The organism is Sneathiella sp. HT1-7 (assembly GCF_020731145.1).
GTDB lineage: Bacteria > Pseudomonadota > Alphaproteobacteria > Sneathiellales > Sneathiellaceae > Sneathiella.
The window spans coordinates 602,294-628,717 of the sequence record NZ_JAJFZN010000003.1 but is presented as its reverse complement, the minus strand read 5'-3'; the positions used below and the strand labels follow the sequence as shown (position 1 = coordinate 628,717).

At 52.2% G+C, this 26,424-nt stretch carries 26 protein-coding genes; 4 read left to right on the top strand and 22 right to left on the bottom strand.

The window, feature by feature from the left end; all coding sequences use genetic code 11:
* Positions 1-138 precede the first annotated feature (138 nt).
* The 9 genes from LKE13_RS12750 to LKE13_RS12710 all read right to left on the bottom strand — a co-directional run bounded on the left by LKE13_RS12750 (position 139) and on the right by LKE13_RS12710 (position 9,117).
* A complete protein-coding gene (locus LKE13_RS12750; protein ID WP_227951753.1) occupies positions 139-1,122 on the bottom strand; it encodes a type II secretion system F family protein in 984 nt (327 codons plus the stop codon).
* A gap of 9 nt (positions 1,123-1,131) precedes the next feature.
* Positions 1,132-2,139: a type II secretion system F family protein gene (locus tag LKE13_RS12745; RefSeq protein WP_227951752.1), complete on the bottom strand. Its 1,008-nt coding sequence runs from the start codon at positions 2,137-2,139 to the stop codon at positions 1,132-1,134.
* Entirely contained in the window at positions 2,139-4,040 is a 1,902-nt protein-coding gene (locus LKE13_RS18780) for a CpaF family protein (protein ID WP_227951751.1), read from the bottom strand. Before LKE13_RS18780 ends, LKE13_RS12745 begins: the two co-directional genes overlap by 1 nt.
* Positions 4,037-5,284, bottom strand: a complete 1,248-nt coding sequence (locus LKE13_RS12735; protein WP_227951750.1) for an AAA family ATPase — start codon at positions 5,282-5,284, stop codon at positions 4,037-4,039. The genes LKE13_RS18780 and LKE13_RS12735 overlap by 4 nt, the downstream gene beginning before the upstream one ends.
* A gap of 14 nt (positions 5,285-5,298) precedes the next feature.
* Complete coding sequence (locus LKE13_RS12730) at positions 5,299-5,976, bottom strand: CpaD family pilus assembly lipoprotein (RefSeq protein ID WP_227951749.1); 678 nt, start codon at positions 5,974-5,976, stop codon at positions 5,299-5,301.
* 5 nt (positions 5,977-5,981) lie between these two features.
* Positions 5,982-7,403, bottom strand: a complete 1,422-nt coding sequence (locus tag LKE13_RS12725) for a type II and III secretion system protein family protein (RefSeq protein WP_227951748.1) — start codon at positions 7,401-7,403, stop codon at positions 5,982-5,984.
* 12 nt (positions 7,404-7,415) lie between these two features.
* Positions 7,416-8,318 (bottom strand): Flp pilus assembly protein CpaB, encoded by a 903-nt coding sequence (gene cpaB, locus LKE13_RS12720; RefSeq protein ID WP_227951747.1) that lies wholly within the window; start codon positions 8,316-8,318, stop codon positions 7,416-7,418.
* A gap of 242 nt (positions 8,319-8,560) precedes the next feature.
* On the bottom strand, positions 8,561-8,776 hold the full coding sequence (locus LKE13_RS12715; protein ID WP_227951746.1) for a Flp family type IVb pilin: 216 nt from the start codon (positions 8,774-8,776) through the stop codon (positions 8,561-8,563).
* Between the two features lie 110 nt (positions 8,777-8,886).
* Positions 8,887-9,117: a Flp family type IVb pilin gene (locus tag LKE13_RS12710; RefSeq protein ID WP_227951745.1), complete on the bottom strand. Its 231-nt coding sequence runs from the start codon at positions 9,115-9,117 to the stop codon at positions 8,887-8,889.
* A gap of 498 nt (positions 9,118-9,615) precedes the next feature.
* Between LKE13_RS12710 and LKE13_RS12705 the strand changes: the two genes are divergently transcribed.
* Positions 9,616-11,259 carry a TadE/TadG family type IV pilus assembly protein gene (locus tag LKE13_RS12705; protein ID WP_227951744.1) on the top strand — a complete coding sequence of 548 codons (1,644 nt, stop codon included), beginning with the start codon at positions 9,616-9,618 and terminating at the stop codon, positions 11,257-11,259.
* A 364-nt stretch (positions 11,260-11,623) separates the two neighbouring features.
* On the opposite strand, the gene LKE13_RS12700 is transcribed toward LKE13_RS12705, so the two are convergent.
* The 6 genes from LKE13_RS12700 to LKE13_RS12675 form a co-directional block, all read right to left on the bottom strand.
* The gene (locus LKE13_RS12700; RefSeq protein ID WP_227951743.1) at positions 11,624-12,253 is read right to left on the bottom strand and encodes a TadE/TadG family type IV pilus assembly protein; all 630 of its coding nucleotides are present in this window, start codon (positions 12,251-12,253) and stop codon (positions 11,624-11,626) included.
* A gap of 29 nt (positions 12,254-12,282) precedes the next feature.
* Positions 12,283-12,900, bottom strand: a complete 618-nt coding sequence (locus LKE13_RS12695) for a TadE/TadG family type IV pilus assembly protein (protein WP_227951742.1) — start codon at positions 12,898-12,900, stop codon at positions 12,283-12,285.
* A 124-nt stretch (positions 12,901-13,024) separates the two neighbouring features.
* Complete coding sequence (gene metG / locus LKE13_RS12690) at positions 13,025-14,716, bottom strand: methionine--tRNA ligase (RefSeq protein ID WP_227951741.1); 1,692 nt, start codon at positions 14,714-14,716, stop codon at positions 13,025-13,027.
* Between the two features lie 214 nt (positions 14,717-14,930).
* On the bottom strand, positions 14,931-15,272 hold the full coding sequence (locus LKE13_RS12685) for a phasin family protein (RefSeq protein WP_227951740.1): 342 nt from the start codon (positions 15,270-15,272) through the stop codon (positions 14,931-14,933).
* A gap of 226 nt (positions 15,273-15,498) precedes the next feature.
* Positions 15,499-16,386, bottom strand: a complete 888-nt coding sequence (locus LKE13_RS12680; protein ID WP_227951739.1) for a TauD/TfdA dioxygenase family protein — start codon at positions 16,384-16,386, stop codon at positions 15,499-15,501.
* 93 nt (positions 16,387-16,479) lie between these two features.
* Entirely contained in the window at positions 16,480-17,364 is an 885-nt protein-coding gene (locus LKE13_RS12675) for a DUF4238 domain-containing protein (RefSeq protein WP_227951738.1), read from the bottom strand.
* Positions 17,365-17,590: 226 nt separating this feature from the next.
* On the opposite strand from LKE13_RS12675, the gene dusA reads away from it, so the two are divergent.
* Complete coding sequence (gene dusA / locus LKE13_RS12670; protein WP_227951737.1) at positions 17,591-18,577, top strand: tRNA dihydrouridine(20/20a) synthase DusA; 987 nt, start codon at positions 17,591-17,593, stop codon at positions 18,575-18,577.
* A gap of 93 nt (positions 18,578-18,670) precedes the next feature.
* Positions 18,671-19,444 carry a thermonuclease family protein gene (locus LKE13_RS12665; protein ID WP_227951736.1) on the top strand — a complete coding sequence of 258 codons (774 nt, stop codon included), beginning with the start codon at positions 18,671-18,673 and terminating at the stop codon, positions 19,442-19,444.
* A 6-nt stretch (positions 19,445-19,450) separates the two neighbouring features.
* Here LKE13_RS12665 and LKE13_RS12660 read toward each other — a convergent pair whose 3' ends face one another.
* Positions 19,451-19,843: a DoxX family protein gene (locus tag LKE13_RS12660; RefSeq protein WP_227951735.1), complete on the bottom strand. Its 393-nt coding sequence runs from the start codon at positions 19,841-19,843 to the stop codon at positions 19,451-19,453.
* A gap of 103 nt (positions 19,844-19,946) precedes the next feature.
* Between LKE13_RS12660 and LKE13_RS12655 the strand changes: the two genes are divergently transcribed.
* Positions 19,947-20,840, top strand: a complete 894-nt coding sequence (locus LKE13_RS12655) for a LysR family transcriptional regulator (RefSeq protein WP_227951734.1) — start codon at positions 19,947-19,949, stop codon at positions 20,838-20,840.
* On the opposite strand, the gene LKE13_RS12650 is transcribed toward LKE13_RS12655, so the two are convergent.
* The 6 genes from LKE13_RS12650 to LKE13_RS12625 form a co-directional block, all read right to left on the bottom strand.
* Complete coding sequence (locus tag LKE13_RS12650; RefSeq protein WP_227951733.1) at positions 20,837-21,415, bottom strand: peroxidase-related enzyme; 579 nt, start codon at positions 21,413-21,415, stop codon at positions 20,837-20,839. The two genes, LKE13_RS12655 and LKE13_RS12650, sit on opposite strands and share 4 nt — an antisense overlap.
* 35 nt (positions 21,416-21,450) lie before the next feature.
* Positions 21,451-22,524, bottom strand: coding sequence for a chorismate synthase (aroC, locus tag LKE13_RS12645; RefSeq protein WP_227951732.1), 1,074 nt, complete (start codon positions 22,522-22,524; stop codon positions 21,451-21,453).
* A gap of 24 nt (positions 22,525-22,548) precedes the next feature.
* On the bottom strand, positions 22,549-23,358 hold the full coding sequence (gene fabI, locus LKE13_RS12640) for an enoyl-ACP reductase FabI (RefSeq protein WP_227951731.1): 810 nt from the start codon (positions 23,356-23,358) through the stop codon (positions 22,549-22,551).
* Between the two features lie 104 nt (positions 23,359-23,462).
* Positions 23,463-24,362, bottom strand: coding sequence for a DnaJ C-terminal domain-containing protein (locus LKE13_RS12635; protein ID WP_227951730.1), 900 nt, complete (start codon positions 24,360-24,362; stop codon positions 23,463-23,465).
* A gap of 86 nt (positions 24,363-24,448) precedes the next feature.
* Complete coding sequence (locus tag LKE13_RS12630; protein WP_227951729.1) at positions 24,449-25,822, bottom strand: tetratricopeptide repeat protein; 1,374 nt, start codon at positions 25,820-25,822, stop codon at positions 24,449-24,451.
* A gap of 63 nt (positions 25,823-25,885) precedes the next feature.
* Positions 25,886-26,386 carry an RT0821/Lpp0805 family surface protein gene (locus tag LKE13_RS12625; protein ID WP_227951728.1) on the bottom strand — a complete coding sequence of 167 codons (501 nt, stop codon included), beginning with the start codon at positions 26,384-26,386 and terminating at the stop codon, positions 25,886-25,888.
* Positions 26,387-26,424 lie beyond the last annotated feature (38 nt).

Sequence of the window (26,424 nt, the reverse complement as noted above, 5' to 3'; positions counted from 1 at the left end):
GCTGCTCTATGTAAGGGTAAGCGACTGAACCTTCCTCACACTGAAACAAACTATAACGGCGCCTGAATTCTTATAAGACGCAGGAGGAAGCTATAGCTATTGGAGTTTGAGTGCCCAACCGTAACCCGCCAGCCGCGGTCAGCTGCCGCCCGAGAAAGCATCGATTGCTTTCAGAACCGCAGGGCCGATCAAAACAATGAACAAAGCCGGCAGGATAAAGACAATCATTGGCACCGTCATAATGGCTGGCAAGCGAGCGGCCTTTTCTTCGGCTTTCATCAGGCGTTCATCCCGCATTTCCGCCGCCAGCACCCGAAGTGCAACAGCGAGTGGCGTGCCATATTTCTCTGTCTGGATCAAAGTATTAACCAGCGTGGTCATCGCCTGGAAGTCCACGCGCGCCGCAAGATTGGCAAGCGCCATTCTACGATCCGGTAAGAAACCGATTTCAATTGAAGTTAGACCAATTTCATCAGACAGCTCAGGTGCGGAATTTGCAATCTCCCGGCAAACCCGATCAAGTCCACTATCCAGATTGAGCCCCGCCTCTGTACAAATCACCAGAAGATCAAGCGCATCGGGAAGCGACTTACGGATTGCCTGATACCGTTTCGCTATCTTGTTTTTCACCAATGTGTCAGGCACTAAATATCCAATGAAACCGGCAAAGCCCGAGGCAAGCAGTTTCACTGGAACAGACCATTCCACCGCGCTTGTCCCAAAAAGATAAGCTGCTGTCAGTACAGTAAATAAAAGCGGCAGGGAAACCTTGGCAAAAAGATAGGCCACCAGTGCATCTTTCGATCGCCATCCGCCCTTGGCCAGCTTGGCCGCCATCACCTTTGCTCGTTCACCCCGCATCAGTTGCAGCTTCTTCACCACACGATGCATCATGTTCTCGCGTACGACCAGCTTGCTGCGCTGTTTCGTCTCGTTGGCCAGATCAGTTTTCAACTTGGTTCGGCGTTTTTCGAGGTTCTTGATCCGGCCCGGCAACGCGTCCTTTACTAGAAACGCGTTCCACATCATCAGAACAACCGCAAAGGAGGCACCTCCCGCGATCAGGGCCAGCATATTCTCGGAGCGTAGCCAATCAGGAAATAGCGTGACGATATCAACCATTTCTCTCTCCTAAATCTCGAAGCGGACCATCTTGGCCATCACACCAACGCCCGAACCGATCATACCGAGACCGGCACCGATCAAATACATACCGCGTGGATCCGTGAGCAGCGTTCCAACATAGCCTTCATTCGCGAGCCAAAGCAGACCGAACATGATGAAAGGTAGGGAGCCGATAATCCAGGCACTGGCACGAGCTTCTGAGGACATTGCTTTGATTTTGAGCTTAATTTGACGCCGCTTGCGCAAGGTATTAGCAAGCCCGCTCAGCGTTTCGGCCAGGTTACCACCGGTCTCCCGTTGAATGGAAATTGCGATGATCAGAAATTTGAAATCCGGCAAATCAATCCGCCGCGCAACATTCCACAGGCCACTTTCAAGGCTTTGCCCCACCCGCATGGCATCTGCGACGCCGCGAAATTCTTTACCCACCGGATCAGGCGCGTCATTACCGACGGTGACGATGGCTTCACTGATTGGCAGACCAGCGCGTAGGCCCCGGCATAAAAGCTCAATCGCCTCTGGGAAAGTTTTCATAAACTTGTTAATCCGCCGCTTGCCGAGATAACCGACGATAAAATGCGGTAGAAACAGGCCTGACGCGAGGCCCACCGGGATCGCCAGAAACATCGACATATCATATAGATAATGCGATGCAAGAATGATCGAGAGAACCAAAACACCGGTTAAGGTCGCATATCGAGGTATCGGAATATTAAGGCCGGTTTTCTCAAGCCGGACTTTCAACTGATCCGGTTTAGGGACAAGTGTCCGGATCATGCTATCGAGAATTTTGAATCCGCTGGTATCCTCGGTCCGGCGTGCAGAGCTGCGCGCTTTCGTTTTGCCCATTGGCTTCTGGCCTTGGGCGATTTCAGCGAGACGCCGACTGGATTCGCGTGAATGGTTATCCCCACCGGTAAAGGCAAACACCAACAGCAGGGAGATAAGAAGCGTCGCGCCACCAACGACCAGCATCATGGTTATCAGATCTCCCGATCCGGCAGTTTCAAACATCACATGGCTCCCAAAAGCATCTTCTCAAGGCCAAAATAACCCGCGCGCGGTGCAAAATGCGGACGCAATCCAGTTGACTTGAAATCGCCAAGCAGACGGCCGCCCTTATCTTCACCCTGGAATTCGTACCAGAAGAGATCCTGCATCGTGATCACGTCTTCTTCCATGCCCACAACTTCAGAAATATAAGTCACGCGCCGGACACCATCGCGCATGCGACTGATCTGGACGATCAGGTCGATAGCGGAGGCAATCTGGGTGCGCACTGCCTTTGCCGGCAGATTAACGCTCGACATTCCCACCATGTTTTCAAGCCGGGTCAGCGCCTCACGCGGGCGGTTAGCATGGATGGTGGAGAGTGATCCGTCATGGCCCGTGTTCATGGCCTGCAACATGTCAATTGCTTCGCTACCACGAATTTCACCTAGAATAATACGGTCTGGGCGCATACGCAGGGAGTTCTTCAAGAGGTCCCGCATGGCAATTTCACCGCCCCCTTCCAGGTTGGCGGAGCGGGTCTCAAGACGGACGACATGTGGCTGCTGCAGTTGTAGCTCGGCCGCGTCCTCAATGGTAACAATACGTTCCCCCGGATCAATCAGCTGCGAAATTGCGTTCAGCATAGTGGTTTTACCGGAGCCGGTACCGCCAGAGATCAGAATATTCAGCCGTGACCGACCAGCAACTTTAAGAACCGTTGCCATGGCGTGCGACAAGTTTTGCGTCTTCTCCATCACGTCAAGAGTGATTTTCTGTTTCGCAAACTTACGAATTGAGATGGACGGGCCATCAATAGCGAGCGGCGGAATGATAATATTAACACGACTACCATCGGCCAAACGTGCATCGACCAGAGGATTCGATTCATCAATCCGTCGTCCAACATGACTGACGATCCGACCCGCGACCTGCAACACATGGGCGTTGTCACGGAACTGGCAATCAGAGAGTACCAACTTGCCTTTCTGTTCCACATAGACCTGTTTTGGTCCATTGACCATGATATCTGTAATTGTCTCATCTGCCAGCAGCGGCTCCAACGGACCAAGGCCGAGCATGTCGTGCATCAGGCTTTCAGCCAATTCACGCTGTTCGCGTTGATTAAGCTGAATACGTTCCTCGATCAGGATGTCGGTGATAATATCGGAAATATCGCGCGCCAGATCCAGACGATCCATGGTCACGGCAGCACTGATATCGATACGTTCCATCAACAGCGGCTGCACCACTTCCTTTACGGTCTCAAGATGTTTGTTCATCTTGGTGCCCGTGGTCTCCGGCGTCATATCTATGTTTAAGAGCGTCGATGATTTATCGTTCTCGTCCGGCTCTTCTTCGTCTTCTTCTGTTTTGGCGAGAGGTACGACGGGTTCGATTTCCTCATCGTCATCACTATCCATGTCGGACAGCAACTTTCCAACATTCTGGGGCTGGTCAAATTTAGCATTAACCTCAACCGGTGCTTCCGGGTCGGCGCCGAAAACAGTAACACCCTCTTCCACGATCTGGGTATAGGCTGAACTCTCGCCACTCCCATTTACTTCGATTGCGGATCCATCGTCGGCTTCCAACGCGGATGTCTCGGGGGCGGGTACGGACGACAGAGATTGTTTTTTCTTGTCGAGTTCCAACCACACTGACTGAGTAAGGTCATTAACCAGGTTTCTTTGCTCAAGGACATTCAGATCGACCTTTTCACGCGTCATCGCTTCACGAATATACGCCTTGACCATCTGTGCAACAGTGGATTTATTCTCGTTAACATCAATTTCGGGCAGCAGTTTTTCCGCGATCTCTGGCGAAAACTTCGCCAAAAGATCAACGGATTTCGAGCCGTCAGCGCTCGGGGCGACCGAAGCTGGCTTGCCTTTACTTCCCGATGATGAACGCCATAAACTCACTCTTTAGGTCCCACTTCTTTCTTTTTCTTAGCTTTGCCGCCCGGGACCATTGTGAAAAGTCCCTTCTTTTTTGGTTTTTCAAATCCGGAAACATCCGCTGCGAGTTCCTGCAGAACCTTGGCAATCGCCGATTTTACAGCCACTTCACCAATGGCTTTGCCCGCGTTGGCACAGATTGTCAGGGTTTTTGCATCCTCCGGCACGACATAATCAACCTCTTCGTTGAGGCCGCGTTCAAAGTCCGCTTTGGAAACTTGTGCCGCACGGTCCGAACCAACCCGGCTGACAACTTTTAGTATCCGTCCCTTAGTCTGTAGCGTCGTCATCGCCTGGGTGATTCGATTGATATCCCGAATACCTGCAAGAGATTGATCGGACACGAGAATTACCGTATCTGCAGAAGCCAGAAGTGACCCTTGCGTCGGCAAGAGATGTCGCGGCATATCAACAATGACCTGATTGTAGTCCTGGCTGATTTCGCCGATCAATGCATCGATTGATTCTTCATTTACTTCAATAAGTTCATCAATTGGCTCCTCTGTACCGAGTACCGCAAGCCTATCGCCATCTTTAACAATGGCACTATCAAGGAACAGTTTGTCGAGACGATGCGGATTTTCGAGAGCTTCCCGAAACCCACCACCTGTTTCGAGATCCAGCGACAAGGTCGTGGTTCCGAAATGCAGATCCATATCCATCAGCGCGGTCGGCAGCTTTTCCTCGTTTGCCATAATCCAGGCGAGGTTTGTTGCAATTGTCGTCGCTCCAACACCACCGCGTACACCAACTACAACGGTCAGCTTGCCACTCTGGGCGGCATGGAGGGCCTGCGACTGACGATCTACGTTCTCAACAGCGTCTTTCAGGACATCCGCCGTTAATGGCTTGACCAGATAGTCCTTTGCACCGAGAGCAATCATTTTACGAAATTCACCAACGTCGTTGGATGCGCCCAAAACAATCAAGGTATTATCCGGGCCCATTTTCCGGATCAGCCGCGTAATGTCACCGTCCGGATCCATGCTTTTGGTAATATCCGCGAGCACGACTTTCGGTGAATTTCCAGGTTCAATCCGATTCAGCGCCGCAGTGATACCCCCGTCGAGTGTTGCATCGGCCGAGTATTCAAGCGCCTTGCAAACTTCTCGGCTGACTTCCAGGGATTTTTCATCCTCAAGGAAGCCCATATACTCTTCGCAAACAGCATTGCCGAAAAGCGTACTCAATGATGATGATTTAGCCATTTCCTGTGACTCCCTTAATCGCTAGAAGCGGCGGCAGAACCTGCCGCTCCGGCCCGGTATTGTTCAACCGCTTTCGCTGCCCGTTCGCCAATTGCGGAGCTTTCATTTGCCGGATCGACCAAATCACGTGGATTGGCGATCATGCCCGCCAAAGCATCCGCATTCGCGCATCCCATATAAGGGAGTGGCAGGTTTTCGTACGCTAAGCCTTCCGGCTTGTACCAACCCTTCTGGCAATTCGGATCAACCGTCGCGACATATTTCACGAAATACACGCGCAATGAATTAGCTGCATTTTCCTTTGTTGCACGTGGCTCAACAGAAAATCCCTGGTCCTGCAGAAATGTGGCCACTTCGGCGAAACGTTGTTCGCTTAGACCACTGCTGCCCTGAGATTTCGGAAATTCAACCTCTACCGTTTCACCGAACTCGATATCCTGAGCTTCTATAAAACCGAGTAACTTGCCTTTTTCCATATCGGCAAGGCTGCCGCGACCAGATTCGAAATCAACGATAATTGTCGGTGTAAGCTCACTGACAGTGATTTTCTTTTCCAGTTTCGCTTTTTCGGGAGTGGCCGTATTATCATGGCCGCCGAACAGACCCTCCGGCGATGTGCAAGATGCGGTCAACATAAGCATCCCCATTAGGCCGGCCAGCGTTGCAGATTTTTTAAACAAATTCTGTTTCATCAAATTTACTCCAGGATAAAGCCAGCAGGGCCAGCAAGCTTGACATCAGACGGCGGCGCCGCAGCGGCAGTATCCCGTCCGTCCTTCGTCGGAGCATTTGCGCCCAAAGTAGGACGGAAATTCTCACCTTGTACGTATAGATCATTGTCCGTTGGTGGAATGTAGCCATCTGTCGGCTCAGCAATCCGGGAATTGCTAGGCTTCACGAGATATGGGGTCACGATAATCAGCAACTCCGTCTCGTTCCTCTGAAAGGAAGAAGACCGGAAAAGTGCCCCCAAAATCGGAATGTCCCCAAGGAATGGTGTTTTAGAAATATTATTGTCGCCGTCGCTGCTCAGCAGTCCGCCGATAGCAAAACTCTGTCCGCTTGACAGTTCCACTGTGGTCTCCGCACGGCGTGTCAACAGTGACTGGATAAACGAGCCACCAACATTAATGGCGGATTGCGATGAAAGCTGGCTGACTTCCGGCTTAACCTGCAGATTGATCAGATTGTCATCAACAATTGTCGGCTTGAATTCAAGAGATACACCAAATGGCTTATACTGAACAGTAATCGCACCATCTTCCTGTGGAACAGGGATTGGGAATTCACCACCAGCAAGAAACTTTGCCGTCTCTCCGGAAAGAGCTGTCAGGTTGGGTTCCGCCAGAATAGTAAGTAAACCCTCTTCATCAAGGGCATCGATAACATTCAATATATCAACATTGTTATCACTATAGCCTGAAACGAAGTTTGTACCGGTACCAAGCCGAGTAATGCCGGTCGCAGCAGATCCCGCAATATCGGTCGGTGTCGCAATGCCAAGGAAGGCATCACCAATACGGCCGAAAACTTCCCAGTTCACACCAAACTGCTTCGTGACAGAACGCGAAACCTCTGCGATCCGAACGCGCAGGTTAACCTGCATCGCGCCGGCCACCTCGATCCGGTTAAAGACTGTTCCACCGCCGAGATAAAGCGCCGCCATCCGACGGGCATCCTCTGCCTGGGCCGCTGATTTCACTCGCCCGGTCAGCATAATGCCGGTGGGGGTAGAGCGCGCCACTAGGCCACCATAAGGGCTAATACCTTGAAGGGCGTCATTCAAAGAGGTCACATCATGGGTAATGGAAATCGGCGAGTTGAGCAGAACCCGGCCCTTGGCATCTAGAGCAAACAAATTTGTGCTGCCCGTGCCTTTCCCGAATACGTATATAATTGTCGGTGACTGAACCTGCACGTCGGCAAGCTCCGGATTTCCGACAAAAACGGAGACGGCCGGTTGATCCAACTGAACAAGCTTCCCTGAATTCAGGGTCAAGGCGAGAATATCACCCTTGGAATTAATAACCTGTGCAGCCTGGATTTGTGTTGGAGCACCTACGGCTAACATCAATCCCAGCCCAAGTACGGCCAACGGTTGTAATAGTCTGGTCAGCATCGAAATTACTCCTTAGTCGAACAACTTCTGCTTGGCTTGGCCAGCACGTACGACATTGATGACTGTTGTCGGAATACCGGTCCGCGGGGTTTCGCCGGTAATGAGGCGACTTGCCTCGCTATCCCAGGTATGGCCGCGGCCACGTTCGGCCTTGAAGGCCACTGTTCCGTCTTTACTTTTCGCTTCATCGTCTATACGTGCGAGTGCACGCAGAGACAGAGACAAGCCACCTAATTCCTTGGCAACCGCGACAATTTCCGCACCCTTTGGCGAGACTTCCAATGTGGCGACGCGACGAACGGAGGCCTCCTGCGCCTGATCGTTGGTTGTCTGATCCATGGCCACAACCCGAACATCCGTCAGGATCGTCTCACTGGCCCGGCGCGGGGCACTTGTTTCGCCTTCAACTTCGGATTCCTGAACAAGAGCATGGGTCAAGATGACATCAACGCGATCACCCGGAAAAACGAATCCGGCAATACCCGATGTAACATCAACAGGGATGGAAACAGCGCGCTTGCCTGGGCTTAGGACTGCGGCGAGGAAGCCGCTCTGGCCCGGTTTCACCATGCGTGAATCAGTAACTGGCTCACCTGCGGCAACGCCATGTCGGACGACAGTGCCGATAAAATCTTCAAGTGAACGCTCTTCTGAATCTTCTACAATGTAGAGATCCTCGATATCATCGTCTTCGGGCCAGGCCTGCCACTTCAAATGCTGTTCCTGCACGAGTGTTCCAGCGGGAAGTTCTGTTGCCGCAACAAGAATTCTTATGTTCTGTTGTACTGGCTGAGTCTCAACAAGCGCAGCAGTTTCGGGCGCTGTAGTTCGCTGGCCAGCCCAATTGCGCACAAACCAAACAGTTGATCCGGTAATAAGTAATGCAAAAACGATCAGTATTAATTTTCGCGCCATGATATTAAATCCATCAGATTTCAAATATCGGGTAGCTTAGACCTGAAGACATTAATTTCCGGTTAAATTCGTGGTGTTTTAAAGGCAAAATCTCGAAGATTTCCAGATTAGATGACACATCGGAAAGCTCCTAAAATGCCCGCAAAAATAGTATAAAATTAGAGGTATTTGGATAAAAGACGCCACGAAAGCGTCAAGATGTTTAAACTGTGTTTGAAAGGATTGGGAAAATCCGAATGGGATTAAGAACAGCTGTTGAGACCGTCGTTGGAAAGAGAAAAATTTCCACCAATGGCAACACAGAAATCCTCGGTTATACCGGTGAAGGCTTCAAGGATTGTTTCGCCGGTTGAACCAAAGGCCACAACAGCAGCGATAGATACGAGGGCGGCAATCAAACCGTATTCAATGGCGGTGGCACCGGTCTCGTCGTTAAAAAAACTTGCTACGTGAACCATACCTACCTCCAGATTACTATTTCGATATCTATCGTGGCAATACGGCCCAAGCCTTTAGGCCTGGATGAAGGGGACGCCGGCGAACCGGCGTCCCGCTCCGAATAGCTAAATTAGCTGCAAGAACCAGCTGCAGCGTTTGCACCAGTAACAGAAGCAGTATAAGTACCGCCAGTACCTGTGCAGAGAGCTTCTGCGATGTCGTCGAATGCACCAACGATCGTGTCACCGAGAGCTGTAAAAGCAACAACACCAACAAGAGCGACGAGGGCAGCGATCAGACCATATTCAATAGCCGTAGCACCAGACTCGTCTGTTACAAAAGAACGGATTACTTTAATCATTTTGAGTCTCCTAAAATTCAGGACTTTAATCCTGACACTAAACAAAACTTGGTTGTAGTCCCGCCAGGTTTTCAAGACCCTTTAGGTATCCAGACTTTTTAGCCCGCGTTGAACCCGCAACCTGAAAAGCCCCTTAAAGTTAAAGCGCTTCCCAAGTTCGTCTTGCCTCGCGCCTTGGAGGTCATTTAAACCCCAATTCATTAATCAATAGTTAAAGGAATTAATTTTTTTGACCTACGAACAATGAATAAAAGGTAAAATTTTGCATAAAAAAATAATAACTTCGTATGAATACTTAAATTTTTCATTTTATTTATTTAATATTTCTAAATTTCATAATTCATACTATAAAATATTGTATAACAACGATTAAACTTGGAAATATTATAAATAATTAAAATAATTTTACTGAAATTCAGTTATTAAATTAATGAATTCTTAAAATTTTTGCCCGATGTTGATAAGCAGCAAAATTTATTTTGATTGCATGGTGTCAGCATGAGTAAAAAATATTCATTCGATTCATTACGACGGTTCATCACGCGCTTTTCCAAGAACAACCAAGGCGTGTCTGCCGTAATTATTGCATTTCTGGCAATCCCTCTTTTCGGGGCAATCGGCCTTTCAATCGATCTGGGGCGTGCATATGTCCTGAAATCGAAGCTATCCACAGCCCTGGATGCGGCTGGTCTCGCCGTAGGACGGAATATCTTTGCGCCTACGGATGCAGAAATTTACGCCGATGCACAGAAATATTTCGACGCAAACTTCCCATCGGGCTTTATGGGCACCTCCACGATAACAATGGATTCATCAACAGTCACCTGGGATTCGACACGAGAGAATATTTCGCTCAATGTTCGCGCAGACTTGGGTACGACTTTTATGAACGTATTGGGTCAGCCTTCGCTTGCCGTCGGCGCCGTGACCGAAATCAAACGCGACAACCGCGGGATGGAGCTTGTATTGGTCCTGGATAACACAGGATCAATGGATTCTTACCTCAGCGGCAGTACGCGCATGACGGAACTGAAATCGGCCGCAAAAAACCTTGTAGATATTCTCTACGGCAACGATGAAACCAAGGATAAACTTTGGGTTGGTATCGTTCCCTATACGATGGCCGTTAATGTGGGGCCACAGAATATAGACTGGCTAAAAAACAGCTATAAAACAAACCTCACCAGCAACTCGGCAAGCATCTTTACCCAGGATTCGTCGAATACGACCCTTGGCCGCGATGTCACGGGCGATGGTGTTAACGACACTGTCTATGGCTGGGAAGGCTGCGTCGAAATGCGGGATCATCTTCTTGGTGGGACGGTCGATACGTCCGATGACCCGCCGGATGACGATTTCGTACCCTATTTCTGGAATGACTATTTCCGGGATTCGGATAACGATTTCCATGGCGATAACAGTGGTGGGGACAGCGAAACAAACAATGACTGGAAGAAGTATAAATCCAGTAAGGGTAATTATTACTCCGTTGGCTCTTCTACCGGTCCGAATAAATATTGCCCGACAAGCAAGGTTCTACCGCTCACAGCCGAAAAGAGTACAATCAAATCTCATATTGATTCCATGGATGCGAACGGCGGCACGGCCGTTAACTTAGGCATGGTTTGGGGTTGGCGTGCACTCTCTCCACACTGGCGCGGTGAATGGTATGGTTCATCAACCCTAAATCTTCCGACGGGGTATTCCGCACTGCCGCTCAACTATGGCGAAGAGTTTATGGATAAAGTTGTTGTCCTGATGACAGATGGGCTCAACACACTCGGCACGAATAGTAACTCTTATGATATTTATCATGCATATGCGCGCCAGGAGCTTTTCGACACAACTCCTTCAACAAGCAAATATGATTATCGAGGCTTTCTCAGACAAAGTGCTCTCAACAGCAGTAGCTATTCGAGCTATCCAGATATAGTTGACGACAAGGTTCTCGCGACCTGTTCGGCGATGAAAAGTGCCGGGGTTATAGTCTATACAGTGCTGCTTGTAGACGGAAACTCCACCATGATGAGAGACTGCGCCACATCGCCCAAGCATGCGTTTGTCGCAACATCTGCAGACGAGCTCGCTGACAACTTCAACACCATCGGTGAGGAACTTAGTAACCTGCGTATCTCGAAATAAACAGAGATACTCCAAATTAAGGAGCGGTGGTTTTGGCCACCGCTCTTTTTTTTCGCACATCCAGGCACGGGTGGCCTTTGCATCAGTTGGTCCTCAGAGACAGCACTCCACTCCTCCTTCTGCCTCCATCCACCGCCTCTCCCCACGGGTGCGTGCGTGGGCCCTCTGGTAGCTCCACTCAAAATCATCGCACTGTTCCGGAGAGGGCAGATATACTCTGCCGTCGGTTTGCTTCTTCACGCCATGTGGTTTTGTATGCATTCGGACGCACCGTCCGGGCGCGCAGCAATAAGCAATAAAATGGCCGCCCCATGATATAGGGCGGCCTTGTTGGACAAGCATATGCTTTAGAGAATTTTTTTGTCTACGGTGATGCCGGGAAGGTGATCGTGTCGGTAAATCGAGGCCGGAAATAGGCACGCGCCCGCAGCATCATATCCCCAAAAAATCCGATTTCACCTATGAGATAGGGATTATAGTCATAGTAGATCTCAGCAATGATCAAGGTCTCCCCATCTGCCAATGTCTCGCCAGAGCCAGCATCAGGAAAGGCCGATGGCAGGCTCGCGTCACCACCAACTGTGTCACCAATATTACTGCTGTAGCCAGTAATTGATCCAGAAACCCGCTGGCTGAGAATTTCCGGTGCTTCCCCGGCTCGACCCTGAACCGACGTCAGGATAATCATGTTATCACCAGAAATATCAAATGGTTGCGCCATATAAAGCGCAGAATCGATAATGTTGGAGATTTCAACCTCAGTGATATCCTCAATAGTCGATCGCGCGATCAAATCCGATAGCGTTGCCGCGATCCGATCCAATTTCTGCGTCATCAGGGCATAGCGTGCGACTTCAAAACTGCCCGCGGTGAGGAGCATCAACACCGGCAGCATCAAAGCAAATTCCGCCATGGCCACGCCACGATGGTTACGGATAAACTCGCCGATATGGCCGAGCATTCGACTGCCAGTAGATTTAAGTAAACGCTTCATATTAGACCTCAGTTGAAGGTAATAGCGTATTAATAAGGTTCGTTTCGCACCACAATGGATGCATGCATGGGAATAACTCCCTCCAGGATCGGGATGACCTGACCGCTGAGGAAATTCCAGTTATACTCAACAGTATAGAGAACGATATCTCCTTGTGCGCCGAGCCCGGCAACACCGAAATCCTCGTCATAAACACCGTTGCCGTTCACCTCAACCCAGGGTTCACCATCTGGATAAATCGTGCCGTCAGAATGGGTGTATGGGCCGGGAGTCCAACTGCCATCGCCGTTCAAGTCGGTATATTCCTCGCCCTGCCCCACATAGGAGAAGTTTTCATAGACGAGAGTTGTTACATCACCGGTCGTCAGCCCAAGAAGTCCGAGAGAGGCTTCGTTGAGCATATCGACAAGGGCTTGAGTATTGCTGGCGCCATCCTGGATCTGTCCGGTCAGGCCAAGGCGGGAGGCGTCTTTCAGGCTGCCTTCTACCACCGTATTGATGAACATCGCCATGCTGAGCTCGATGATACCGACCAGCACCAGAATCAGCACAGGCGCGATCATCGCCAGCTCAACTGCTGTCGCGCCAAGGGTATCCTGAGCAAACGCGTTCAGGATCCTGCGTTTTAGAAGCTTGCCTAATGTCATCGCTAAACGATCCTTTTGCAAAAATAAGCAAAAGAGTAGCGAATAGGCCTTAAAACCCGGTTAATAACTAGAGTTAACTTGGATAAAATTCACGGAAAAATAGGACCGAATACAGGCCGTTTTCTTATGATACTCCGCCGAAACGTTCTTCCCAAGCGGCAACTTCATCGTCAGAAATCTTACGGAATAAGACATCCGGAATTTCAAAACCATGTCCAGATTGCAGCGTCTGCAGTTCCGTCATCATATCGCCCTCGATCCAATCGTTTGCGCCAAGCGTCAAACCGACGCAGGCCGCCATCTTCTGCGCGGCATTGGGAATGACCGGGGCACTTAATACCGCAAAGATGCGAATAAGGTTGATGGCGATGCGCAAGGACTGCGCCGCAGCATCCGGATCGGTCTTGAAGGCGGTCCACGGGGCTGTCTCCGTCAGATACTCATTGCCAAGCGCCCAGATCGCCCGCAGTTCCTGCATGGCCTTTCGAATCTGCAGTTCTCCCATATGAGTGTTATAGGCGTCCAGACGTTCGGTCAGTGCCTTGGCAAGTGCCGCTTCCGCATCACCCGCCTCCCCGCCTTCAGGGAGTTGATCGCCAAACTTGGATGTGCAGAATTTCAACGTCCGATTGACAAAATTTCCGAGGATATCAGCAAGATCCTTGTTCACCGTGCCGGCAAAGCCATCCCAGGTAAAACTGGCATCAGAGGTTTCCGGTGCATTGGCGAGGAGGTAATAGCGCCAATAGTCGGAGGGCAGAAGCTCGATCGCGTCTGACATGAAAATGCCACGCTTCTGACTGGTCGAGAATTTCCCGCCGTAATAGTTTAGCCAGTTGAATCCCTTGATATAATCAACCATCTTCCAGGGCTCACGACTGGCGAGGATAGTACCGGGAAAGGTGACCGTATGAAACGGCACATTATCCTTCGCCATCACCTGCACATAACGCACATCCTCGGCCTCATACCACCAGCTTTTCCAGTCTCGGCCTGATGGATCTTCATCGGCCCATTCCTTGGTTGCCGCGATATATTCAATCGGCGCATCGAACCAGACATAATAAACCTTATCCTCCAGCCCTGCCCGATCGACCGGTACGCCCCATTTAAGGTCACGCGTAATACCACGGTCATGTAGCCCCTCATCCAGCCATTTCAACGCGATGGAGGAAACGAGTACAGGCCAATCCTGATGACGGTTGACCCAGACGCGAATTTCATCGGCGAGCTTTGACTGTAGCAGGAACAGATGCTTGCTCTCGCGGATTTCAAGATTGGTGCTGCCCGACACCGCCGAGCGGGGCTCCAGCAGGTCTGTCGGATCGAGAAGCCGCGTACAATTCTCGCATTGATCGCCGCGCGCTTTATCATAGCCACAATGCGGGCATGTTCCCTCCACATAGCGGTCCGGCAGGAAGCGGTCATCATCGATGGAATAGACTTGCCGTGTCACGCGCTCATCAATATAGCCATTCTCATAGAGCTTGTTGCCGAAATGCTGGGTCAATTCCTTATTCTGCGGAGAAGACGAGCGGCCAAAATAATCGAAAGTGAGATCGAATGCGGCGCCGAGATCGGCCTGTACCTTATGTTGCTCCGCGCAGAACTCCGCCACATCCTGTCCTTTTTCGCGGGCGGCGAGTTCAGCAGGCGTGCCATGCTCGTCGGTGGCGCAGATAAACAGCACCTCTTCTCCTCGCGCCCGCAGATAACGTGCATAGAGGTCGGACGGCAACATAGAGCCGATCAGGTTCCCCAAATGCTTGACACCATTGATATAGGGTAAGGCGGAGGTAATAAGGTGGCGAGTCATCTTGGCGGCTGCTTCCTAAAACTGCTTGAATCTGTTCCTGTTTGCGCTCTTTTACAGGAAGTCGCATTGCGGGGCAAAGCAAACATGCAGCACATGCCGAAATAGGCCCGGAGCCACCTAGCTATTTTTCGAAAATAACATGTCCATCGCCGCCCCCGATATCAGTAGCGGCGCGACATTCGCAGGAAGTTTACCGAACCAAGCGCGATAAGCGCTACTCTGGCATCGACTTGAATATTTCCGGCGCTTCGGCGGCCATATCCCTGTAGATGCGAGTTATTTCCCCCGCCTCATCCGTATATTGCTTGAATGCGGTCTGATAAAAACCAAGACAGACACCCATCATTTCCTGCGGCGATTTGCATTCCGCGAGCTTCTGAGGCATGTCCAAATCCTCTTTGAGCCGATTGCGGCCAAAATTCATGATTTCCTCATTGCAGGACATCATCATCTTGTAGAATTTCTGGTTCATCCCAGCCATTGCCTCAATATTGAAAGGAATGCCTATTGGCTGAAGGAATTCACCATTCATGGATTTATCGGATTTTTTGGTCATATGCCGCCTCCTGCTGTGATCAATTCAGATTATTCAATCTAACTGGCTACGCGACCAATTGCTTTGATTTAGGTCAAGAGAGAAGGAGATCAATCGCACAGTTATCTATTACAGAAAAATCTGGCGCGCTGAGGCAGACTACTATTTTAGAAGTAACGCCTGGATTGCCTGCCCGGCAAAATAGCCGGACAGACGAGATTCCATGGGCGTGAAATAACGCGCAGATTTACTGTGACAGGGCCATTTCAGTCGCAGGGTCGCCGGCGATGCGCGAATGCAGCATGATGCGCGGTTCGGAGAAATCCCATTCGCAGGCGCGGTGCATCAGGCAGCGGTTATCCCAGACGACAATATCCCCGGCGCTCCAGCGGTGCTGATAGATCCGCCGCTCGTCGGCCACCGCAAAATTGTTAAGCCGCGCGATCAGCTCCTCCGATTCCGCCTCCGTCAGGCCCGGAATGCCATAGGCATGACGTCCGACGGCCAGCGCCTTGCGCCCCGTTTCGGGGTGCGTCTTGACCAGCGGGCGAAGCGGCACCTCGCCCACATTCATGCCATAGCCAATATATTCGCTGTTTTCCTTCTTGGTCTCCTCCCCCACGGCCCGCTGACTGTATTCGAGGGAGTGATAGGCCGAGAGCGTGCTGATCCGCGCCTTCGTCGCCTCATCGAGGGCATCATAGGCATCGCGCATATCGGCAAAGGCGGTATCGCCCTGCCGCTTCGGCACGACATGGGCGCTGAACACCGCGCCCTTCGCCTGGACCGGCATATAGGTGCTGTCCTGGTGCCAGTGCATATTGCCGCGGATGATCTTCATCATGTCATCGTCCGGCGCATCGCGCAGGCTGCCGTCCGGCTTGACATTACTGATCTCGACGGCCTTCAGCTCCTCGATCAGATCGCCGAAGCGCCGCGCAAAGGCCACCTGTTCGGATTTTCCGAGCCCCTGCCCCGGAAAGATCAGCAGGCCATAGGTGAGCCAGGCCTGATAGAGATCGTAAAAGGTTGCCGCATCAATGCTGCGCAGATCGATCTCCCGCACCAGAGCACCGAAGGACTTGTCCAGCGGTTTAACACTGAAGCCGGTGGTGGATTGAAGGGTTTGTCCCATTTTCTTCTCCTTTTTGCGAAGAAGTGTAGCGCCGATTGCACGCGTTGGGCAAGGGTTATGCTTTGATGAACGGCCTAATCAAAGCATAGAAAGTTAGCAAATCTTTACTTCTGAGCGGAAATGCGCTCGATTCTGAATGAACCGCTTTGGAGAAGTGTTGCGTGCGTATATACGAGCACGAGCTTGATTAAGAGATGACTCGTTCAGACGCATGGCAAGTTGCTTAGGAACTTGCTTCCTTATTGTAGCAGCAACGCCTTCTGAGTTTGTTGCCATAAATGCTTTCTTGGGAGAAATTGGTAACGCGATGATCAAGTTTGGATCATCAATTCCCTTAGTAAAAACACAAGGGTGATCGCCTAACAGCAGATCAAAGGAAACATTTGTAAAGTCCCAAAGCCACCACTTCATTTTGAAAATTTTATCGCCGACTTCAGGATTGCTTGCTATTTCATGAAAGAACAACAAGCCAAAATTTTCAATGTGCCCAGGTGATTGCTGCTCTGTCCATTCAACAAGTGTTGGTGGATCACCATTTTCAGAGATTACATCATATTCTTCGGGTTGCTGTGCCAGTGTCTTGGTCAACTGTTCCTCAGATTCAATTTTTAGTTTCTGGACAATATCTGGCTGACGAACGCGCAAAGACATCAAGAAACGGACCCAGTCAGACCGCTCGCTATTTGTTAATGATCTAAGTCCGTGTTCAACAAGTTTCTGATGCGCTCTGGCTGCGAGATTATCAACCTGCATTAAGAATATCTTTTCAATATCGTGCCTCTTCATGCCAGCAACAACAGGCTTGGACAGGGCATATAAATCATCTTTATAGCCTGTTGACTTAGGGGCTCGTCGCGAAGAAGGAAAACCATTCAAATCAAGCCGGATATCCTCGACTTTTCCGTCAAGTGAGCCATTGGCCCATGCACGTAGTAAAAATTGTGGAACGTAATGGTGTCTCATATTTTCGTATAACATATTACGAAAATATACACTAAATTTCCATTTTTCAGACGACTGCTTCAGGTCATTAGCAGACGAGTTTGCATCGGATGAACTCGTCTGCTGATCTGCAGTAAACAGACATTAACGCGCGCCTATAGATCGACTCCTCAAGAATTTTTGCCGCTTACACCCCATCTTAAAATGCTAAATATCAATTTTTCTTTGGTTTTAGGTTCATATCCCTATATCTAAACCGGAAATGAACACTGAGGCCCCTGTGACCAAACTAGACCGCACCATAAGTATCGCGCCCATGATGGACTGGACGGACCGGCATGACCGGTATTTCCTGCGCCTCATTTCCTCGCGCGCCCTTCTCTATACGGAGATGGTGACGACGGGGGCGATCCTGTTTGGCGATACGGATCGCTTTCTGCGTTTCGATCCAGCGGAGCAGCCGCTTGCCCTGCAGCTCGGCGGGAGTGAGCCGGAGGCGCTGGCCAAATGTTCGGAAATCGCGGAAGACTATGGCTATCAGGAGATCAATCTCAATGTCGGCTGCCCGTCCGACCGGGTGCAGAACGGCCGCTTCGGTGCCTGCCTGATGGCGGAGCCGGAGACGGTGGCGGATTGCGTCGCGGCGATGCAGGGGGCAACCTCCCTCCCCGTCACGGTGAAGACGCGCATCGGCATCGACGATCTCGACAGCTATGACTATTTCAAGGGCTTTATCGAGCGGGTGGCGGAGACGGGCATCAAAACCTTTATCATCCATGCCCGCAAGGCCTGGCTCACGGGCCTGAGCCCGAAGGAGAACCGCACCATCCCGCCGCTCGATTATGACCGCGTCTACCGGTTGAAGCAGGACATGCCGGAGCTGGAAATCATCCTCAATGGCGGGATTTCCAGCCATGAGGAGATTGACGCCCATCTTCAGCAGGTGGATGGCGTGATGATCGGGCGGGAGGCCTATCAGAACCCGTATTTTCTCGCCGAGATCGACCGGCGCCACTACGGCGCCGATGACGAAAGCCCGGAGCGGCGCGAGGTGATCGATCAAATGCTCCCCTATGTGGCGCGGGAGATGAAGGCGGGCGTACCGCTCAACTCCATCACACGGCATATGCTCGGCCTCTTTCAGGGGCGACCCGGCGCGCGCGCCTGGCGGCGGCATATCTCGGAAAACGCCCATAAAAAGGGCGCTGAGATCAATATCCTTACAGACGCAGCCTCCAAAACACGCTAAACCGCAAAAAACACGCCGGGCTATTACCATTTCTTAATTTTTACGCTCCAAAATTGATCGGATTGCAAGAATTCCGTTCACAAGGAGCCCGGCTTGTCCGTCTTTCCCAAAACTAAGTTCCGCTCCCCCTGGGCGCGCGAGAATAAGCGGAAAGGCAGTCTTGTGCAGTTTGCATCAATCGGTGTTATCAGCGTTATTGCGGGAACGGCAATTGGCCTGATGCCGGATATGCCCTCTACCCAAAACCATTCATCCTATACCGGTGTGTTGAACGGCCCTGCCCATGTGGTTGATGGCGATACGATCCGGTTGGCCGGAGAGAGAATTCGTTTGAACGGGATTGATGCGCCGGAGTCGGATCAGACCTGCTTTAATGATCAAACGGAAAGCTATGCCTGCGGTACAGAGGCTGGCGCCTATCTCAAAAGCCTTGTCGGGTCACAATCCCTCCGATGCAAGGGAAAGGAAAGAGACAGATATGGCCGCTTGATTGCCACTTGCTATCTCAAAGATCGTGATCTCAACGCGGAAATGGTTCGTGCGGGCTGGGCCGTTGCATATCGCCGCTTTTCAACGAAATACGCCCCGGACGAAACGGCGGCAAAAACCGCCGGTCTCGGTCTCTGGCAGGGGAGTTTCCGCATGCCCTGGGCATGGCGGCGGGATCAAAGCGTTGCCACAGTGGTCGCGCATGAGGGTACCGACTGCAATATCAAAGGGAATATCAGCGAGAACGGCAGAATCTATCATATACCGGGTAGTCGGTGGTATAGCGCAACGCGGATCAATGAAAATAACGGGGAGCGCTGGTTCTGTTCCGAGCTTGAAGCGCTCGCCGCAGGCTGGCGCAGTCCCCGCCATGATTAAGCTTGTCTAAGCCTGTTTTGATCGCCGATCGAGGCTATAAGCACCCGCTCCATTGGCGACGAGAAATAAGAGCCCGCCTGCGATGGCAATATTCTTGGTAAACATGATCATCTGCATCTGGTCTTCTGGCTGGAGATGAAAGAGCAACCCTGACACCAGGGTAAATCCGGCGAGCAGGAAGGCCCAGATCCGCGTCTGCCAGCCCGCGAGAATGGCAAGACCGCCGCCAAGTTCCACAATAATCACGAGCGGGAGCAGAATGCCCGGCACACCAACAGATTCCATATATCCGGCTGTCCCGCTATAGCCGGTAATCTTGCCGAAACCGGCAGGGACGAACAGGACCGCGATAAAAATACGGCCAGCAAGGTCAAACAAAGGGTTCAGTTTCTCTAGCATTGTCATCAACTCCAGCATCAGTTAATAATTATTCGCAGAATATATGTCGGATTTATAGAATATAAATTGAATAATTTCGGCATATATTGTCTATAATTTAGACATGCTGACCACGACACTCACCCAATGGCAGGTTTTTAATGCCGTTATCGACCATGGCGGCTATCTTCAGGCGGCGGAGAAGCTGAACCGCAGTCATTCCTCTCTTCACCACGCGGTGCAAAAACTACAGGACCAACTCGGCGTCAGATTGCTCACCGTGGCGGGCAAAAAAGTTCAGCTCACCCCTATCGGAGAGGTGATGCGGCGGCGCTCCCAACGGCTGCTTAAGGATGCGGAGGAGCTGGAACAGCTTGCCAAAACCGCCCGCGCAGGCTGGGAGACGGAAATCACCACCGCAGTAGAGGGGATCTATCCGCCGGGGTTATTGGCTGACGTTCTCGCCCGGTTTCATGAACAGGGACAGGGCACCCGCCTAAAGGTTGACAGCGTTATCCTGAACGGCGCGGTGGAGGCTATTACCGGAGCCACCGCCGATCTGGTGGTCAGCCCGATTGTCCCACAGGGATTTCTGGGTTCCCCCCTGATGGCTGTGAGAATGGCGCCTTATGCTCATAAACGCCATCCGCTTGTCACTAACAAGACCCCGGTCGAAACCGGTGAACTGCACCGCCATTTGCAGATTGTCATCAGCGACCGGACAGACCAGCAGCTACCGACGTCAATCGGTTGGCTGAAATCAGAGCAGCGCTGGACGGTGAGCGATTTTCATCAGGCACGGGATATTCTACAAGCGGGCCATGGCTTTTGCTGGCTTCCTGCCCATATGATCGACAAAGACATCAGCTATGGCGATCTCCGCCCTCTCAACACCCGCGACAAGCTGGAACTACTTGTGCCGCTCAACCTCGTTGTTCCTGCGCCGGAAAAACTCGGCCCCGCCGGTCGCCTCCTCGCCGATCTGTTCCGGAACGCAGCAGCCGTCACAACTATCTAGCGCGCCTGGGAGTGATATTCCTCGTTCGGCATCATGTCGATGGCCATGGCCATGCGATTGCTCATATTATAAAAAGAGACCGTCGCGGAGATATCCCAGATATCGCGATCGGTCCAGCCGGCATCACGCAATGCTTGCCGGTCGCTTTCCTCCATCTCGTTCGGGGTCTTGGTCAGCTTGTAGGCAAAATCAAGCATCGCGCGCTGGTTTGCGGGCAGTTCCGCCGCACGGTAGTTCATCACCATCAATTCCCCGAGGATCGGATCGCCCGAGAGTTCCCGAACCGCTGCGCCATGGGCCGTCAGGCAGTAAAAGCATTGATTGACAGAGGAAACCGCGACGGCAATCATTTCCCGCTCCAGCTTCGAGAGGCCAGACTCTCCCAGCATCAACTCCCCATACATATCTGAGAAAGCGCGGAGTTTCGCATTATCGAAGCTGTAGGCCGCCAATACGTTCGGCACCATGCCGAGTTTCTCGTCACATATCGCAAAATATTTCTGCGTTCCTTCGTCAAGCTCCTCGCGAGCCGGTACGGGAATTTTCAGGGCATGGACATATTTGGGCTGGGACATGAAGTCTCTCCTTTGAGATTATTGTTGTTTTTTATTTAGCCATTCTGGCCGCGATGACGCAAGAGATGGTCCGCAAGGACACAAGCCATCATGGCCTCCCCCACCGGGACACCGCGAATACCGACGCAGGGGTCATGGCGGCCTTTTGTCTGGATTTCCGTCTCATTCCCGTCGATATCAATCGTGTCGCGGGGTTTGAGGATTGATGACGTCGGCTTCACTGCGAACCGAACAACGATATCCTGACCTGTCGAAATCCCGCCAAGGATACCGCCCGCGTGATTACTGAGAAACCTTGGAAAGCCTTCATTACCGCTGCGCATTTCATCGGCATTGGTTTCCCCGGTGAGCGCGGCGGCAGAGAATCCATCGCCAATTTCCACCCCTTTCACCGCATTGATCGTCATCATCGCCATGGCAAGATCAGAATCAAGTTTACCATATATCGGGGCACCAAGGCCTGCAGGCACGCCAGAGGCCACAACCTCAATCACCGCACCGACGGAGGAACCTGACTTTCGGATCGCATCGAGATAGTCCGTCCATTCGCCAACAATGCCGGGATCGGGCGACCAGAAAGGATTGTTATCAATCTCAGACATATCGGCGCGGGACCGGTCGATTACCTTGTCGCCGATCTGCGTAAGATAGCCCTTGATCCTGATGGTGTCGCCGAGAACTTTACGGGCAATACCACCCGCCGCGACCCGCGCCGCCGTCTCCCGCGCACTGGAGCGGCCACCACCGCGATAATCACGAATGCCGTATTTCGTCTGATAAGTGAAGTCTGCATGGCCCGGGCGGAACTTGCTTTTGATATCGCCATAATCCTTGGAGCGTTGATCGACATTCTCGATCACCAGGCTGATTGGCGTACCCGTCGTTTTCCCCTCAAACACACCCGAAAGGATTTTAACCGCGTCGGGCTCTTTCCGCTGGGTGGTGAAGCGCGACTGACCCGGTTTGCGCCGGTCCATCCAGTGCTGAAGCTCCGCCTCACTGACATCAATCAGCGGCGGACAGCCGTCAATCACGCAACCAAGCGCAGGGCCGTGGCTTTCCCCCCAGGTCGTCACCCGGAACAGATGACCGAAACTATTGTGAGACATAAGGACTTCCGCCTGAAAACTTGTTTACTTGGTGATGTCGGGCGCGTCTTCCGCCTTCATGCCGACAACATGATACCCGGCATCCACATGATGTGTTTCCCCGGACACACCCGCACCGAGATCGCTCAGCAGATAGAGTGCAGATCCACCGACATCATCAATGGTGACATTGCGCTTGAGCGGCGAGTTATATTCGTTCCATTTCAGGATGTAGCGAAAATCTCCGATTCCACTTGCAGCCAGCGTCTTGATCGGCCCGGCGGAAAGCGCATTTACGCGAATATTGTCCTTGCCCATCTCAACGGCGAGATAGCGCACTGCCGCCTCCAGCCCAGCTTTGGCGACACCCATCACGTTATAATGTGGGATGACCCGCTCCGATCCGTAATAAGTCAGCGTCACCATGCTGCCACCCTCGCTCATAAGCTCAGAGGCGCGTTTGGCCAACGCAATAAATGAGAAGCAGGAAATCTCCATCGTCATGTTGAAATTGTCGCGTGTGGTATCGGAAAAATTGCCACGCAGCTGATTTTTGTCAGAGAAACCAATGGCATGAACGAAAAAATCGATCTTACCCCATTTCTCTTTCAGCGCCGCAAACACCGCATCCATCGAGGCATCATCCGTGACATCGCATTCCAGAACCGTGTCGGATCCTACACTCTCGGCGAGAGGAATTACCCGTTTTCCGAGCGCTTCGCCCTGGTAAGTGAACGCGATCTCTGCGCCATGTTCATGCAACGCCTGTGCAATACCCCACGCCAGCGAGTGGTTATTGGCGACCCCCATAATAAGGCCTCTTTTACCAGCCATCAAACCCTTGTGCTGCGTCATACGCGCCCCCTCATTACCCGTCTACAAAACTATAATTATTCTATCTTTTTATAGCGCTTATGAAGGGCAGTCAAAAGACTTATGCACGGCGCGGCCAATGACGGCTATTTCGCCTTCAGCTTGGAACGTGCGTCATAGGCATGTGTTTCCGCCCATTTCGTCACCCAGTCTTGCAATTCTTCGTCCTGCTCATCAGGCAAGACAACCTTCAGGCTGACCATCTGGTCCCCGCGCGAACCGCCCTTTGCGCCGACGATACCCTTGCCCTTCAGGCGTAACTTGGTACCTGTGTTTGAACCGGAGGGAACTTTCAGATTAACCGGCCCATCCACCGTCGGTACCTTGACCGAGGCCCCCAAAACCGCTTCAGGCAGGCTGATCGGCAATTCAATCAGGACATTCTGCCCGTCCCGACGGAAAAAACTGTGTGGCAGCACCGTGACATTGATCAGGATATCGCCTGCCGGACCGCCACCGGCCCCGGCTTCCCCTTGCCCGCGCAAGCGGATCTGCTGTCCGTCTGTAACACCTGCGGGAATAGCGACGTCCAATGTTCGTCCGCCATCCCCCATGGTCAGGCGTCGCTTACCCCCGAGGGCCGCCTCCATAAAGTCGATCTCGATGGCGAATTTTCGATCGCGGCCCTTTTCGGGCACACGCCCGCGAAAGCCGCCACCGCGTAAATTACCAAAAATCTCAGAGAATATGTCCTCTGCTCCACCGCCGCCGAAACCACCTGCGGAGGAAGCCCGATGGCCGCCGCGAAAGCCGCCCATCTTCTCCTGCCCATGCTCGTCGATCTCGCCGCCATCATAGCGCGCGCGCAGCTTCTCATCGCCGAGGATATTGTAGGCTGCGGAGATTTCCTTAAATTTCTCCTCTACCTTCGTATCCCCGGGGTTTGCGTCCGGATGGTGCTGCTTGGCGAGCTTGCGATAAGCGGATTTAATTTCCTGCTGGCTCGCGCCCTTAGAAACACCAAGAATACTGTATAAATTTTTCATCCGTTGCCATGCTGGACGCCAATGCGCCCCTGAAATCAATAAGTCGCTTTAGAATCAGTATATAAGAAATTTTTCTTAGGATTTAACTAATTCACCCGATCAATCTGTCTTTTTTCGAGATATGTCAAGCTGGGCTCCAGCTTAGCGAGTGCGGCAGCGGCCTCGCGTGAGCCGTTGCTCTTCGCCTTGTCCCACCAGAAGTAAGCACGCACCCGGTCTACTGGCAGCGCTACACCTGCATTAAATAGAGCGCCGAGCCGATATTGCGCCTCTGCATTGCCGTCTTCGGCCAGCGGCGCCCAGATGCTCAATGACTGCTGATATTGTTTCAGTGTATAGGCGAGATCTGCCATTTCCAGCTTTTCAGCCGCACTGAGGCCCGTTCCGGTCGGTACGGCCTGCACGGCGGGGCTCGCTTTTACCGGCTTCGCTGTCACCGGCGCCGGAATAGCCGCAACCTCTACCGGCTTAACAGGAACCGCCGCAACAACTGGCTTATCTGCCGGTGTCGGTGTCACTTTAGGAACTACCGGAGGAACAGGAGCTTTCTTTTCCGTTACCGTCTCGGCGGGGGTTGCCGCAACGGGTTTTTCAGCGGGTGCCGTTGCCGATGCATCGTCTGTCGTCTTGCGCCCCTGTGTCACAACGAGGGATTTAAGAGCTTCATAAAAGCCCTTTTTCTGAACCCCTTTTTCGGATGTTACGGCGGCCTTGTCCGCTTCTTCCTGTGTCACACTTTCCTGAGCGGCGAGCCCCTCGGCCACCTGCGTCACTTCTGTTTCATCTGCCTGCTCTTCATCTATTGCAGCCTTTTGAATCACCTCGCTCGACTTAGTTTCTGCAGTCGGTACGAGTTCCTGTGTTTCGACTGATGTGATCAACGGTCCGCCAGAGGCATTCGTATCGCCATCATCCGGCTGATTCTTGATGCGTGCGGCCAGTTCCGCCGCTTTCTTCTGGGCCTGCGGATGACCCGCCTTTGCGGCCAATGCAAACCAGCCAAGCGCCCGTTTGTCACTGCGTTCGACCCCAAGGCCGTTTTCCAGCAGCAAGGCGAGATTATACTGGGACACGACATGCCCTTGCTGCGCGGCGCGGGCAAACCAATTTGCAGCCTGGGCGTAGTCTTTCTCCACCCCCTCGCCTTCCAGATACATACCCGCGACATTGGCCTGCGCCCGGTCAAACCCGATGGTCGCCGCGCGTTTATACCAAGTCATTGCTTTGGCATAATCCTGCGCCGTGCCAAGACCGCGGCGATACATATGGCCGATATTCCGCATCGCCGCCGGATCGTTGTTCTTTGCCAGCGGTAGCCATTCATTGAACGCGGTTTTATAATCTCCGGCCTCATATGCCTCGACACCATCGTTGAAGTCTGCCCATACGGACGGGATTGCCCCCAAGGTGACAAACATCGCCGCCGTCAGGCCAACCGTGAATAGCTTAAAACGTCTCATTAAAATTGTTACCCGGCACGACGATCCCGCTCTATCAGAGAGGCCGTGGCCGCCTTCCACCCCTTAGTTCATAATCTGCCAGGAGCCATCAGGCTGCCGACAGGCTGTCCCATAGCCTTTTTCAAGCTTGCCGCCAACTTCAATCGTCTGCTGAAATTCCCGGCAGTAGCGACCATCCAGATGATTACCGTCGCGCACCGGCGTGATTGAGCCAGAATTGCCACTGTCCGGATTATTCCAGGAGATCGTCTGACCGATCGGCGCTGTTGTCGCCCGTTTCTCGGCGCGGTCAATCTGCGCCCGGTCCGCCGCGTCGAGAGTCTTACCGACCTCACTGCCGACCATCGCACCGGCCAACGTGCCAAGGCCAACGGCCACAAGCTGCCCCTTACCCTTGCCGAACATGGAGCCAAGCAACGCACCACCAATACCGCCAATTATGGCGCCACCGGTTGTTTTTGGGTTATTCTGGGCATCCGCGCAACCCGCAAGAGCAAGCGCCGACGCCATCGCCGTGACCATCAGTAGATTTGATTTCCGCATCATTGCAATCCTTGTCATCATAAAATCCAATCCTGACATACTATCAGGCAATCCCCGTT

Bases quoted from the DNA above. Each gene is read 5' to 3' on its own strand.
- LKE13_RS12750 (WP_227951753.1), bottom strand. From the start codon at position 1,122: ATGGTTGATATCGTCACGCTATTTCCTGATTGGCTACGCTCCGAGAAT.
- LKE13_RS12745 (WP_227951752.1), bottom strand. From the start codon at position 2,139: ATGTTTGAAACTGCCGGATCGGGAGATCTGATAACCATGATGCTGGTC.
- LKE13_RS12735 (WP_227951750.1), bottom strand. From the start codon at position 5,284: ATGGCTAAATCATCATCATTGAGTACGCTTTTCGGCAATGCTGTTTGC.
- LKE13_RS12730 (WP_227951749.1), bottom strand. From the start codon at position 5,976: ATGAAACAGAATTTGTTTAAAAAATCTGCAACGCTGGCCGGCCTAATG.
- LKE13_RS12725 (WP_227951748.1), bottom strand. From the start codon at position 7,403: ATGCTGACCAGACTATTACAACCGTTGGCCGTACTTGGGCTGGGATTG.
- cpaB (WP_227951747.1), bottom strand. From the start codon at position 8,318: ATGGCGCGAAAATTAATACTGATCGTTTTTGCATTACTTATTACCGGA.
- LKE13_RS12715 (WP_227951746.1), bottom strand. From the start codon at position 8,776: ATGGTTCACGTAGCAAGTTTTTTTAACGACGAGACCGGTGCCACCGCC.
- LKE13_RS12710 (WP_227951745.1), bottom strand. From the start codon at position 9,117: ATGATTAAAGTAATCCGTTCTTTTGTAACAGACGAGTCTGGTGCTACG.
- LKE13_RS12705 (WP_227951744.1), top strand. From the start codon at position 9,616: ATGAGTAAAAAATATTCATTCGATTCATTACGACGGTTCATCACGCGC.
- LKE13_RS12700 (WP_227951743.1), bottom strand. From the start codon at position 12,253: ATGAAGCGTTTACTTAAATCTACTGGCAGTCGAATGCTCGGCCATATC.
- LKE13_RS12695 (WP_227951742.1), bottom strand. From the start codon at position 12,900: ATGACATTAGGCAAGCTTCTAAAACGCAGGATCCTGAACGCGTTTGCT.
- metG (WP_227951741.1), bottom strand. From the start codon at position 14,716: ATGACTCGCCACCTTATTACCTCCGCCTTACCCTATATCAATGGTGTC.
- LKE13_RS12685 (WP_227951740.1), bottom strand. From the start codon at position 15,272: ATGACCAAAAAATCCGATAAATCCATGAATGGTGAATTCCTTCAGCCA.
- LKE13_RS12680 (WP_227951739.1), bottom strand. From the start codon at position 16,386: ATGGGACAAACCCTTCAATCCACCACCGGCTTCAGTGTTAAACCGCTG.
- LKE13_RS12675 (WP_227951738.1), bottom strand. From the start codon at position 17,364: ATGTTATACGAAAATATGAGACACCATTACGTTCCACAATTTTTACTA.
- dusA (WP_227951737.1), top strand. From the start codon at position 17,591: ATGAACACTGAGGCCCCTGTGACCAAACTAGACCGCACCATAAGTATC.
- LKE13_RS12660 (WP_227951735.1), bottom strand. From the start codon at position 19,843: ATGCTAGAGAAACTGAACCCTTTGTTTGACCTTGCTGGCCGTATTTTT.
- LKE13_RS12655 (WP_227951734.1), top strand. From the start codon at position 19,947: ATGCTGACCACGACACTCACCCAATGGCAGGTTTTTAATGCCGTTATC.
- LKE13_RS12650 (WP_227951733.1), bottom strand. From the start codon at position 21,415: ATGTCCCAGCCCAAATATGTCCATGCCCTGAAAATTCCCGTACCGGCT.
- aroC (WP_227951732.1), bottom strand. From the start codon at position 22,524: ATGTCTCACAATAGTTTCGGTCATCTGTTCCGGGTGACGACCTGGGGG.
- fabI (WP_227951731.1), bottom strand. From the start codon at position 23,358: ATGACGCAGCACAAGGGTTTGATGGCTGGTAAAAGAGGCCTTATTATG.
- LKE13_RS12635 (WP_227951730.1), bottom strand. From the start codon at position 24,362: ATGAAAAATTTATACAGTATTCTTGGTGTTTCTAAGGGCGCGAGCCAG.
- LKE13_RS12630 (WP_227951729.1), bottom strand. From the start codon at position 25,822: ATGAGACGTTTTAAGCTATTCACGGTTGGCCTGACGGCGGCGATGTTT.
- LKE13_RS12625 (WP_227951728.1), bottom strand. From the start codon at position 26,386: ATGATGACAAGGATTGCAATGATGCGGAAATCAAATCTACTGATGGTC.